The organism is Flavobacterium sp., assembly GCF_044341185.1.
GTDB lineage: Bacteria > Bacteroidota > Bacteroidia > Flavobacteriales > Flavobacteriaceae > Flavobacterium.
Window position 1 is genome coordinate 22,004 of sequence record NZ_JBIISE010000026.1, and the last position, 13,109, is coordinate 35,112.

The 13,109-nt window shown below is 30.5% G+C and carries 9 protein-coding genes and 1 tRNA gene; 4 read left to right on the top strand and 6 right to left on the bottom strand.

Going from position 1 to position 13,109, the window contains the following annotated elements; genetic code table 11:
• Positions 1 to 47: 47 nt before the first annotated feature.
• Both ybeY and ACIQZ1_RS07020 read right to left on the bottom strand, forming a co-directional pair.
• The gene (gene ybeY, locus ACIQZ1_RS07015; RefSeq protein ID WP_396160270.1) at positions 48 to 467 is read right to left on the bottom strand and encodes an rRNA maturation RNase YbeY; all 420 of its coding nucleotides are present in this window, start codon (positions 465 to 467) and stop codon (positions 48 to 50) included.
• Positions 460 to 3,759, bottom strand: a complete 3,300-nt coding sequence (locus tag ACIQZ1_RS07020) for a hypothetical protein (RefSeq protein ID WP_396160271.1) — start codon at positions 3,757 to 3,759, stop codon at positions 460 to 462. The genes ybeY and ACIQZ1_RS07020 overlap by 8 nt, the downstream gene beginning before the upstream one ends.
• 171 nt (positions 3,760 to 3,930) lie before the next feature.
• Between ACIQZ1_RS07020 and gltX the strand changes: the two genes are divergently transcribed.
• Both gltX and ACIQZ1_RS07030 read left to right on the top strand, forming a co-directional pair.
• A complete protein-coding gene (gene gltX / locus ACIQZ1_RS07025; RefSeq protein ID WP_396160272.1) occupies positions 3,931 to 5,439 on the top strand; it encodes a glutamate--tRNA ligase in 1,509 nt (502 codons plus the stop codon).
• Between the two features lie 92 nt (positions 5,440 to 5,531).
• Positions 5,532 to 6,506: an SPFH domain-containing protein gene (locus tag ACIQZ1_RS07030; RefSeq protein WP_353078130.1), complete on the top strand. Its 975-nt coding sequence runs from the start codon at positions 5,532 to 5,534 to the stop codon at positions 6,504 to 6,506.
• Positions 6,507 to 6,876: 370 nt separating this feature from the next.
• Here ACIQZ1_RS07030 and ACIQZ1_RS07035 read toward each other — a convergent pair whose 3' ends face one another.
• Positions 6,877 to 8,559, bottom strand: a complete 1,683-nt coding sequence (locus tag ACIQZ1_RS07035; RefSeq protein WP_396160273.1) for a glutamine--tRNA ligase/YqeY domain fusion protein — start codon at positions 8,557 to 8,559, stop codon at positions 6,877 to 6,879.
• Between the two features lie 113 nt (positions 8,560 to 8,672).
• Here ACIQZ1_RS07035 and folB point away from each other — a divergent pair, with 113 nt between their 5' ends.
• Positions 8,673 to 9,029, top strand: a complete 357-nt coding sequence (gene folB, locus ACIQZ1_RS07040; protein ID WP_396160274.1) for a dihydroneopterin aldolase — start codon at positions 8,673 to 8,675, stop codon at positions 9,027 to 9,029.
• 83 nt (positions 9,030 to 9,112) lie between these two features.
• Positions 9,113 to 9,183 (top strand) — tRNA-Cys (locus ACIQZ1_RS07045).
• A 129-nt stretch (positions 9,184 to 9,312) separates the two neighbouring features.
• On the opposite strand, the gene ACIQZ1_RS07050 is transcribed toward ACIQZ1_RS07045, so the two are convergent.
• The 3 genes from ACIQZ1_RS07050 to rnr form a co-directional block, all read right to left on the bottom strand.
• Positions 9,313 to 9,999 carry a LysE family translocator gene (locus ACIQZ1_RS07050; RefSeq protein ID WP_396160275.1) on the bottom strand — a complete coding sequence of 229 codons (687 nt, stop codon included), beginning with the start codon at positions 9,997 to 9,999 and terminating at the stop codon, positions 9,313 to 9,315.
• Positions 10,000 to 10,112: 113 nt separating this feature from the next.
• Positions 10,113 to 10,781 (bottom strand): head GIN domain-containing protein, encoded by a 669-nt coding sequence (locus tag ACIQZ1_RS07055; RefSeq protein WP_396160276.1) that lies wholly within the window; start codon positions 10,779 to 10,781, stop codon positions 10,113 to 10,115.
• A gap of 104 nt (positions 10,782 to 10,885) precedes the next feature.
• Positions 10,886 to 13,063, bottom strand: a complete 2,178-nt coding sequence (gene rnr / locus ACIQZ1_RS07060) for a ribonuclease R (RefSeq protein ID WP_396160277.1) — start codon at positions 13,061 to 13,063, stop codon at positions 10,886 to 10,888.
• Positions 13,064 to 13,109 lie beyond the last annotated feature (46 nt).

Sequence of the window (13,109 nt, forward strand, 5' to 3'; positions counted from 1 at the left end):
TAAAAGTCTTTTTGTTCCACGTGGAACAAAAAAACCTGATTATTATATTAAGGTTCCACGTGGAACAAATTAATTTTCTCTTCTTCTTTAGCGCGCATTAAAGCAGCGTCAATATCTGTTTTGTCTTTGTATCCACAATAATGCAAAACACCATGAGCTAAAACACGTTTTAATTCTTCCTCGAAAGAGACTTTAAAATCAATGGCGTTGTCTTTAACTCTTTCGATAGAAATAAAAATATCGCCACTAATTATAACGCCTTCTGTGTAATCAAAACTAATAATATCTGTAAGTGTGTCGTGATTTAAATACTGCATATTAATAGCGTGTAAGTATTCATCGTCACAAAAAACATAAGAAATTTCTCCTACAGTTTTGCTTTCAGAAATTATAATGGTTTCTATCCAAGAAGCAAAATGCGCTTCTTGGTCTAAAATAAAATCAGATTCGTAATTAAAACTAATCATTTTTTTTAAAATATTGTTGCACTTTGGTGTTGAAATTGGGTTGCAAAGGTAAGCTTTGTCTGTTTAATATTTCTACACTTTTTAAATAATTTAAAAGGGCAGGAGGAAGGGGTTTGTTGCTTCCTAGAAAATCTGTTTTGTTGGTATTTGATTCTCTTTTCGTGTCTTGTCCTTGTTGTTTAAGTGCTGATTCTAATTTTAATAACTCGTGATTAATTTGAAGCGCGCGATTAATATTGTCTTGCGTTAGACCTTTATTGATTAATTGCTTTTCTAACTCTTTCATTTGTTTTAGGGCATTTTGACCATTGCCGCCCATTCCATTTTTGTTAAGTTCGTTTTGCAACGACTCGCGCAACTCTTGTTGTTCTTTAATTATTTCTAATAGTTTGCCAGCATCGCCTTCGCCATCTTTTCCCTCATTACCTTGAGAACCGCCTTTGCCTTCTTGACTGCCTTTTTTACCTTCACCTGGTTTTTTTCCCTCACCCGGTTTTGGTTTGCCGTCTTTCATTTTGTCGCCCAACCCTTTTTGTTTAGAAATAATATCGGACAATTGGTCGCCTTTTCCTTTGCCTGGTTTAGGTTTTCCACTACCTCCAGAAGAAGACATACTCATACTCATTTCGCTTTGGACATTACTAAGAAAATCGGCCAACTTGTTAGCGGAAGATAATGTGAATTGTTGGTGTGAAATTCCTTTTGCACGAGTAGTGGCAACTAAATTTTCAATAGACCTATCTAAATTATAATGAATTTCTTCTACTTCTTTTAAAACCAAATCAGAAAGCTTGGGTTGGCGCAAAGACAAAGCAAACAAACTGTCGTCAACATGCTTGAATTGCGTTTTTAAATCTTGTTGGTTTTTTAGTAACACGCTTAAATTAGATTTTGAATTAGAAACTAACTTAAATTGCTTCATTAATTTTTCTTGATCAAATGAAAAAGACAATAAATTATCTAAAATTTGACGCATTACTTTAGCGTCTTCAGCATTGTCTTCCATTTCGCCAGCCGACATAGATTCAGACATTTTTTGGCTCATTTCTTTCATTTTTTGAGCCGCCGATTTTTGATTCTTTTTGGCTTGTTTTTGGTCTTTCTTTTCTAAATTATCTTCTGCTTTTTGCTGTTCTTGGTCAACGTTTTTTTGATCGCCTTTATCGTTTGGAATATCCATAGGCGACTTCAATTCATTGTTTTCTTTTTCTAAATCGTCAAGTTCTTTTTTTAAATCATCAAACTCTTTTGAAAGCTTTTCTTGTTCCTCTTTCGTAGGGCTTTCTTTATCTGAAAGTTTATCTTGTTTGTTTGCTAATTTATCTAATTTATCAGCCAGTTGTTCTGCTTTTTGTTCAACATAATATCTTTTGGTTAACTCAACCAATTGTTCTAAAGATTTTTGTTGTGTTTTAGCTTGTTGTTTTAATTTGTCGGCTTTATCAAACAATTCTTCTTTTTCTAATTTTTTAGCCAACTCTTCAAGTTCCTTTAAAAGTTTTTCGTTTTTCGCAGCTTGTTTCTCATTTTTTTCTAAACGATTTAGAAGCTCTTGTTTCATTTCGTCTTTTTGCTCAGGCTTAAATTGTTCAAGGTTTTCTTTCATTTTTTCAGAAAATTCTTTCATCATTTCGTCTTGTTGTTTTTGACGATTAATAAAGTCTTGAATTTTCTTTTGGTCTTTATAATCTAAGTTGTCTTTTTGTTTGTCGAGCTTTTTAAGTTTGTCTAATGCTTCAAATTGTTTGTCTTGATTTTCTAATGCTTTTTGTAAACTATTGATATTTGATTGCTGTTCTTTTAGTGATTTTTGCTCTTTTTGCTCTTTTGTTAATTCAGAATGAGAAAAAACGGATGATTTTGATGATTTTAAACCATTAACTACATCATTATCAAACACTTCGAAATAATATTCATAATTAATTCCCGGCTGTAAATCAATTCCATCAGGAAAAGCATATACAAATTGGTCAACCACTTTGTTTTTTAAAACCAAGCCCTTCTTGAAAAGTATATTTGGTTTGTTTTTGTCATAAAACACGACTTGTAATTTAGACATACCATAATCATCAGACACTTGTCCGATAATTACTTTTTGTTTTAATTTTAAACTATCTGGAGTTTCGGTTACTGAAATAGTTGGAAACTGATCTTTTAATATAGTCAGTTTATATTGAAGGTTTTCGTAGTTTTTTAAACGAGAATTAGAAATTGAAATTTGATAATCTGTTGTGTTTACAATTCGTTTTGTGTGAAAAAATTGATTGTTTTTTTTGCTAAATAAATCAGAATTTGATTTTTTTTTAAAAACCACTTCAGTAGTAGCAAATGTGTTTATTTTCCAAGTAACCCATGTTCCTTCAGGAATAACCGCATTTCCTGTACCTTGAATAATTTCTGGTTTTTTACCTAAATAATTTGGAAAATTTAATTGCATGGTAAAAGAAGAAATAGTAGGCACGTTCACCACGTTTAAAACATAATCTGAAGAAGTAATATCATTCGATTTCAAATGAAATATAATGTCTTTTTGAACATTATCAAATTGATAAGTAAAATTTCCAGGTGATGTGTTTTCTAAAAAATATTCTTCATTATTAATTAAAATTGAAGCGTTTTCAGGAATAACCGAACCCACAGTTCTTACAACTAATTTAAAAGATTTATTTTGTTCCACGTGTAAATTGTTCGAAATAATTTCAAACTTAAACGCAGCGGGTTTTTCAAAATTAGTATCGTATTGAACCACTCTTGCAAAACTTTTAGAAATTACATCCGAATTTCCAGAAATGTAGAAAAATAAAAGAAACAACAACGGAATCAGCGCAAAAGGCAAATATTTTTTGTTCCCGTTAAAATTTATAGCATTTGAAAACGGAATAGGTTGTAAGTTTTTTGCTTTTTGTTCAATAGAGGCCAGCACCAACTCTGAAGGCTCAGTGGTATTTGATAATTGTAAAAAATTAAGAAGTTTATCTTGAACTTCATCAAAATGAGTTCCTATAATTTTGGATGCTTCTGCGTAGTTTAACCCTTTTTGAATTTTAAATAATTTTGATACGGGTATCACGATAAATTTAAACAACAACAGCCCTTCTACCAACAAAAATAGCCAAAACAATATGGTTCTTCCTACTGAATCAAACCAAAGAAAATATTCGATTAGAAAGGTAAAAATAAAATATAATAAACCAATGGTTGTAAAAAGAAGCATTCCTTTTATTAACTCATTCGTGTAAAACTTTTTGATAAAGCCTTCCAGTTTATCGTAAATTATGGCTTTCTTTTCCAAAATTGTTACTCATTTGTTTATGACCGATAAAATTACAAAAAAAATCAACGATAAAATAAATTCCAAATTTTTAAATTCCAAATTCGAATTTTTGCAGTATTTGGAGTATTTGGAGTTTGGAATTTAACTTTTGGAATTTTAAAATAGTATCTTTGTCAAAAAATTATAGTGATGAACAGACCCGTTAGAGTTCGATTTGCTCCAAGTCCAACAGGACCTTTACATATTGGTGGGGTAAGAACCGCGCTTTTTAATTATTTATTTGCCAAAAAACACGGCGGAACATTTTATATTAGAATAGAAGATACCGACCAAACTCGTTTTGTAGCGGAAGCGGAAGATTATATTTTTGAAGCTTTAGAATGGTTAGGAATTTCTCCTGATGAAACCATTGGAAAAAATGAAAAATTTGGACCGTACCGTCAATCGGATAGAAAACAAATTTACAAGCAATATGCGGATGAATTAATTCAATCTGGATGGGCATATTATGCTTTTGATACTGCTGAAAAACTAGACGAACTTCGTAAGAACGCAGAAAGTGAAGGAAAAACATTTATATACAACCATACTGTAAGAGAAAAATTAGATACTTCTTTGAATTTTTCAGAGGATATAGTAAAAACCCGAATTGCAAATGGAGAACATTTCGTAATTCGTTTTAAAACACCAGTAAACGAAACCTTACATTTACAAGATATTATTCGTGGTGAGGTACATTTTGACACCAATTTACTTGACGATAAAGTCTTATTTAAATCGGACGGAATGCCAACGTATCATTTGGCAAATATTGTAGATGATCATTTAATGGAAACGTCACACGTTATTAGAGGGGAAGAATGGTTGCCGTCTATGCCTTTACACGTGATGCTTTACAGGGCGTTTGGTTGGGAAGCACCAGAATTTGCACATTTACCTTTAATTTTAAAACCTATTGGAAACGGAAAATTAAGCAAACGTGATGGAGATAAATTAGGGTTTCCTGTATTTCCTTTAGAATGGAGAGATGCTTCCAGCAAGACAATTTCGAAAGGCTACAAAGAAGCTGGGTTTTTCCCTGAAGCCGTAATTAACTTTTTAGCCTTATTGGGTTGGAATGACGGAACGGAACAAGAAATATTCAGTTTAGCAGAACTTATTGAAAAATTCGATTTAAAACGAATTCATAAATCAGGCGCAAAATTTGATCCAGAAAAAAATAAATGGTTCAATCATCAATACTTACAAAAACAAACGGACGAAAATTTAGCGAAAGCGTTTAAAATAATCCTAGAAGAAAAAGGAATTTCAACTTCTTTAGATATTACAAAAGTAGTTGCCTCTATTAAAGAACGTGCTAATTTTATAACAGAGTTTTGGGGTTTAGCCGATTATTTCTTTGTTGCGCCAACATATTACGATGAAAAAGCAGCTAAAAACTGGGCAGCAGAAACGCTAGAATTAATGAAACTAGTTGTTGAACAACTACAAAATATAGCAGATTTTAGTTCTTTAAACATAGAAACCTTGTTAAAAGACTGGATGACAACAAATGAAATTGGAATGGGTAAAGTTATGCAACCATTAAGATTGAGTTTAGTAGGTGCTTTAAAAGGCCCTCATTTGTTTGATATTATTGAACTAATTGGAAAAGAAGAAACAATAAGTAGAATTGAAAAAGCAATTGCAACTTTATAAAAATTAAAATTAAGATATAAGTGATAATTTATACTTCTTGTAACTTTTACGCAAAAGCAACGTATAATTAGTATAACTTTAAATTATCACTTATGTCTCCAATTATCATTTTCATCTTAGTTTTAGGATTATTTATCTTACTAAGTTCCTTTTTTACTGTAAAGCAACAAACCGCTGTTGTAATAGAGCGATTTGGAAAATTTACAAGCATTAGAAGTTCTGGTTTACAATTAAAAATTCCTGTAATTGATAGAATTGCCGGAAGAGTAAATCTTAGAATTCAACAATTAGACGTTATAATTGAAACGAAAACAAAAGACAACGTTTTTATTAAAATGAAAGTTTCGGTTCAGTTTAACGTAATTCAAAGTAAAGTGTACGAAGCGTTTTACAAGCTTGAATATCCACACGATCAAATTACAGCTTATGTATTTGATGTCGTTCGTGCCGAAGTTCCAAAGTTAATTTTAGATGATGTGTTTTTGAGAAAAGACGACATTGCTATTGCGGTAAAACGTGAATTGAATGAATCTATGACTACTTACGGATACGATATTATCAATACGTTAGTAACCGATATTGATCCAGATATTCAAGTAAAAAATGCGATGAATAGAATTAATGCTGCCGATAGAGAAAAAACGGCTGCAGAATTTGAATCAGAAGCACAACGTATCAGAATTGTAGCTAAAGCTAAAGCAGAAGCAGAAAGTAAAAAACTACAAGGACAAGGTATTGCAGACCAACGAAGAGAAATTGCAAGAGGTTTAGTAGAAAGTGTAGAAGTATTAAATAATGTTGGGATTAATTCGCAAGAAGCTTCAGCATTAATTGTGGTTACTCAACATTATGATACCTTACAAGCTATTGGCGCCGATACAAATAGTAATTTAATTTTATTACCGAATTCTCCACAAGCCGGAAGCGATATGTTAAATAATATGGTAGCAAGTTTTACAGCGAGTAACCAAATTGGTGAAACGATGAAAAATCAGCCGAAACGAGCAAAGAAAAAAACTGATCATACATCCGCAGATTATAATCCAAGTGACACAAGTGAAGCTTAAAAAATAGTAGAATCTGAAAAGTTCAGATTAACAAAACAAAACCATCAATTTTACAATTGATGGTTTTTTTGTGTCTAATTTTTAAAAACAGAATCCTGACAGGTTTTTTTGGGGCTAAAATTAAAATAAAGCTATTTTAGACATTTTTAGTAATTGGAATGTAAAAACAGTTTGCCAAAAAAAGTTTTTGATTTAAAATATATTTATGAAAGCCTTTTTTTAAAGATTAAACTTATACTAATTGTTGTTTTTATAGTTTTTTCTAATACTATGAAATAAGCACAAAAAAGGAATAAAAAAAAACCTACAAGGAAAAATATCTTATAGGTTTTAAGTCTTAATTCTTAGTACAAGAATCTAACTACTTTTTTTATTGTTCTGAAACTTTTGCCCAAGTATCTCTTAATCCAACGGTTTTATTGAAAACTAATTTTTCAGCTGAAGCATCTTTATCTACGCAAAAATACCCTAAGCGTTGAAATTGAAAATGATCTAATTCTTTTGCGGTTTGTAAACTTGGTTCAACATACCCTGTAATCACTTTTAAAGACTCTGGATTAATATATTCTTTAAAATCAACCTCTTTGTTGCCGTCAGGATTTTCGTGAGTAAAAAGACGGTCATATAACCTTACTTCAGCTTCAACCGCGTGTGGAATAGAAACCCAATGAATTACGCCTTTTACTTTTCTATTACTCGCTTCTGTACCACTTCCTGATTTAGAATCTACGTCGTAAGTACAATGGATTTCTGTAATATTTCCTTCTGCATCTTTTACAACAGATTCTCCTTTAATGATGTATGCGTTTTTTAAACGTACTTCTGTTCCTAAGGTTAAACGGAAAAATTTCTTGTGTGCTTCTTCTTGAAAATCTTCTCTTTCAATATATAATTCTTTAGAAAAAGGTACTTCTCTAAAAGTCATTACTTCTTCTTCTGGATTGTTTTCGGCTGTTAACCATTCTTCTTTTCCTTCTGGATAATTTGTAATAACTAGTTTTATTGGGTTTAAGACTGCCATTACACGAGGGGCAATTTTATTTAAATCTTCACGAATACAGAAATCTAAAAGCGATACATCAATTAAATTCGTACGTTTAGCAATTCCGATTGTATTGGCAAAATTCCGAATAGCTGTTGCGGTTATTCCACGTCTTCTCATACCAGAAATCGTACTCATTCTAGGGTCGTCCCAAGCGGTAACGTGTTTTTCTTCTACTAATTGTAATAACTTACGTTTAGAAACTACAGTGTGTGATAAATTTCTACGAGCAAATTCTCTTTGTTTTGGTCGTACTTTGGTTTCATCATAAATTTGATTTAAAAACCAATCATATAATTCTCTATGTGGTAAAAATTCTAACGTACAAAAAGAATGTGAAATTTGTTCTAAATAATCACTTTCTCCATGTGCCCAATCGTACATTGGATAGATACACCAATCATTGCCAGTACGATGATGATGAGCATGCATAATACGATAAATAATAGGGTCACGCATTAACATGTTATTGGCTTTCATACTTATTTTAGCACGTAAAACGTGAGTTCCTTTCTCGAATTCTCCGTTTTTCATACGTATAAATAAATCTAAATTTTCTTCTATAGAACGTGTTCTAAAAGGCGAATCTGTTCCTGGTGAAGTAGGTGTTCCTTTTTGAATAGCCATATCTTCAGAAGACTGACTATCTACATAGGCTTTATCTTTTTTAATTAATTCTACTGCCCAATCATATAATTGTTGGAAATAATCCGATGCATAACATTCTTTATCCCATTTAAAACCAAGCCATTCTACATCTTTTTTAATCGCGTCCACAAACTCTTGTTCTTCTTTTGAAGGATTCGTATCATCAAAACGCAAATTAACAGGTGCTTTATAATCGATACCTAAACCAAAATTAAGGCAAATAGCACTGGCGTGACCAATATGTAAATATCCGTTAGGTTCTGGAGGAAAACGAAAACGTAATTTATCCGAAGATAAACCGTTTTTTAAATCGTCTTCTATTATTTGTTCTATAAAATTTAAAGATTTTTCTTCTGCAGACATTGTTTTTTTTTACTTTTGACAAAGATAAAAAAAGTTTATGGTTAATAGTTTATTGTTGACGCAACTTTTCTAAAACAATAAACAATTAAATAAAAACAATAAACAAATTAATTATGGGAATCATAAAATTAACTAATATTAGAACCTTTTCATATCACGGATGTTTAGAAGAAGAAGCAAAAATTGGAAGTAATTATAGAATAGATTTAACTGTAAAAACCAATTTAAAACAATCTGCACAAACAGATGAACTAAATGACACAGTAGACTATGTAGATTTAAATAGAATTGTGGTGGAAGAAATGGCAATACGCGCCAAACTATTAGAACACGTGGCGCAAAGAATTATAGATCGGGTTTTAAAAGAATTGCTTTCGGTTTTAAAAATTGAAGTTCAAGTAACTAAATTAAATCCTCCTATTGGAGGTGATGTTGAAGGAGTTACAATAATTATGAGTAAAAAAAGATAGTTTTTAAAAACTATCTTTTGAAATATTTGGAATTTGTGATTTGAATATTGAAATTTTTATATCTATATTTGCAATCCAATTACGGCGTCGTGGCCGAGCGGCTAGGCACCGGTCTGCAAAACCGTCTACTCCGGTTCGAATCCGGACGATGCCTCTGAAAGAGTTACTTGAAAAAGTAGCTCTTTTTTTTGTGATTTTTTAGAAAAAATTAAATAAAGTTATAGTTCGAATCCGGCGAAAATTCAAAAAGAGTTACTTGAAAAAGTAGCTTTTTTTTATAAAATTACTTCACAACTTGCTCTATCCCTAGTTTTTTATTTACGATTTGTTTGCTTTTTGGGAAAAGCCCTTGTAGGATAAAAAACACACCAAAAATTAATATTACTATACTAATAATTCTTTTAATTTTATAAATGTTATTTGGAGTTAATTTATGTTTTAATTGCTTGGCTAATAGTATTTTATAAATATCAATTAGTAAATAAAACACTAAAATTGAAGTAAAAAAAACAAAAATACGCACTGGATTCATTTCTAATTTTGGACCGTGAGTTATAATAATCATCATCCAAAAACCTAAGACACCAATATTAATAATATTTAAAAAAACACCTTTAAAAAACAATCCTAAATAATTATTTTTTTGGATATCTTCTTCGTCATCATCATCCATTTTTTCATTAAATTTTTTCTTTAATTGGATATAAGAAATCAATCCGTAAACAGACATTATAATTCCGCCAATAATATATAATACCGGGTTATCTTTTAGTTGCGATAAAATTTGATTGGTAGCAAAATAAGCAATTAATATAAAAATGATATCACTAAATACAATTCCTAAATCTAAAGTAAAAGCAGCTTTAAATCCTTTTGTAATACTGGTTTCTAATAACATAAAAAAACCAGGACCAATAGAAATAGCTAACAAAAATGCCCAAGGAATGGCTAATAATATATCGTGAATCATTAATAAGTTTAAAAAAGTTTATAAGTTTATAAGTTTAAAAGGTTTATTAAACTAATGCACTTAAATGTAAAATTACTAATTTTAAAAGTTATAAAAAAACTTGTGCGTAAATTTTAATTTGCTTGAATAATTTTACCGCCAGCAACCGATTTTTGATTTATTTGTTTTGGATTGCCGTAAATAGTAATTGTTCCGCCTGCTCGGGTTTTAGCATCCACTAAATCTAAAGCCTTTACATTAGCAATTCCACCAGCATTTACGGTTACTGTAGTTTGTTGGGTAATACAATCTTGCCCGTCATATTTAGCTCCTGAATTTGCTAAAATATCCTGATTTTTTACCGTTCCTTTTACAGTAACAATGCTTCCTGCGCCACAACGAACTTTTAATTTATCTGAAATAAGATTATTTAAAACAATTTCTGCACCTTCTTTGGTAATAATATCAAAACCAATCGCTTTTATTTCTGTTTCACAAGAAATTCTACTGCCTTCATTAGCTTCTAAAGCATTTAATTTTTTATAATAAACAGTTGCTGAAATAGCATCACCACTTAGTATTTTTGTTAATGGCATTCTAATTTTTAATTCACCATTATTGTTTATTAATTCTACTTCTTCAGAATTAGTACCTTTTAAAATTACTTTATTTTCAGTACTTGAAAGTAATAGTACATCTATTTTATCAAAAGCGGTTACTTTATTGAAATCACCAACCAATTTTTCAGTTTGGGCAAAAGCTAATGAGCTTAAAAATAATATGGAATAAATGATTTTTTTCATAATCTTTTGGTTATGAGATACTGAAACAAGTTCAGTATGACAAGTTTGTGTTGAAAATTTTAATTTACACTTTACTAATTACTCTTAACTAATCACTAAAAAAACTACTTGTTTTCTCTTACAAAATGAAAATCCAATTGTTTTTTTACTAAATCGGCATTTTTTACTTTAACGTACACTTCGTCTCCTAATTGTATAATATTTTTAGAAACTTCACCTACTAAAGCATATTGTTTGTCATCAAATGTGTAATAATCATCTTTAATTTCTCTAATACGCACCATTCCTTCACATTTATTTTCGATAATTTCTACATAAATTCCCCATTCGGTAACGCCAGAAACTACACCTAAAAACTCTTGATCTTTATGGTCTTGCATGTATTTTACTTGCATGTATTTTACAGAATCTCTTTCCGCTTTTGCAGCTAAATTTTCTCTATCAGACGAATGTATACATTTTTCTTCAAAAACTTCTTCACTTGCACTTTTTCCTCCATCTAAATAAAATTGTAGCAAACGGTGTGCCATCACATCAGGATAACGACGAATTGGCGAAGTAAAATGCGAATAATAATCGAAGGCTAAGCCGTAATGACCAATATTATTTGTAGAATAAGCGGCTTTACTCATACAACGAATTGTAAGTGTATCGACCATATTTTGTTCTTTTTTTCCTTGAACTTCTTCTAATAATTTATTTAAAGAAGTAGAAATATCTTGTTTTGATTTTAAATTTAAATTATATCCGAATTTTGAAATTACGTTTTGTAAACCAAATAATTTATCTTCATTTGGTTCATCGTGAATTCTATATATAAACGTTTTCTTTTGCTTTCCTATAAATTCAGCCACTTTTCTATTGGCTAATAACATAAATTCTTCAATTAAATGATTCGCATCTTTACTTTGTTTGAAATACACGCCAACAGGTTCCGCGTGTTCGTTTAAATTGAATTTTACTTCTACTTTATCAAAAGAAATTGCACCAGCATTCATTCTTTTTCTACGAAGAATTTTTGCTAATTCGTCCATTTTTAATGTGGCTTCTACAATTGGTTTTGGTGCGTGGTATTCTTTTCCAGTCAATGAAATATGAGCTGGAATTATATCTGATTTACTTTCTATAATTTCTTGTGCTTCTTCATACGCAAATCGTTGATCTGAATAAATAACCGTTCTTCCAAACCAAGAATCCACCACTTCCGCTTTATTATTTAATTGAAAAATAGCTGAAAATGTATATTTTTCTTCATTTGGTCGTAAAGAACAAGCAAAATTTGATAAAACTTCGGGTAACATTGGAACCACTCTGTCTACTAAATACACAGAAGTAGCTCTATTATAAGCTTCTTCATCTAAAATAGTACCTTCTTGTAAATAATGAGATACATCAGCAATATGAACCCCAATTTCATAATTTCCATTAGGTAAAACTTGGAATGATAAGGCATCATCAAAATCTTTAGCATCTTTTGGATCAATTGTAAACGTTAAAATATTTCGCATATCTCTACGTTTTGCAATTTCTTCTTTTGTAATTGAAGTATCTATTTGATTCGCATAAGCTTCCACTTCAATTGGAAAATCGTATGGTAAACCATATTCTGCTAAGATGGCGTGAATTTCAGTATTATGTTCTCCAGGTTTTCCTAAGACTTTTATTACTTTTCCAAAAGGGGAATCGGCTTTTTTTGGCCAATCTACCATTGAAACTAAAACTACATCACCGTGTTCTGCAGTTGCTATTTCATTTTTTGGAATAAAAATATCTGTGTACATTTTAGCATTTGTAGTAGTTACAAAACCAAAATTTTTCTGAATATCAATTACACCAACAAATTCTGTTTTTGCTCTTTCTAAAATTTCTAAAACTTCTGCTTCTGGTTTTCTACTACTTCTTCTATTGTAAATATAACATTTAACTTTATCACCATCTAAAGCGTGGTTTAAATTAATAAACGGAATATATACATCATCTTCTAATTCAGAACAAACAAAATATCCCGATTTTCGAGATGTCATATCTACAGTTCCTTCGTAATATTCTGCTTTTGATATTATTTTGTATTTACCGCGTTCGGTTTCTTCTATTTTACCTGCTTTCTTTAAAATACCTAATTCTTTAATAATTTCGTTTCTACTTTGAGTATCATTCACTTCAATTATCGCAGCTATTTGTTTGTAATTAAAGTCTTTAGTAGGTGATGCGGATAGTATTTTATATACGTGAGCCGAAAAATCTTTGGCTTTTTTTGTCATTTTTCTGAAATTCTTTTTCATATATCTTTCTTAATATGCATTAAAAGTACAAAGAAGAAATCAGAAA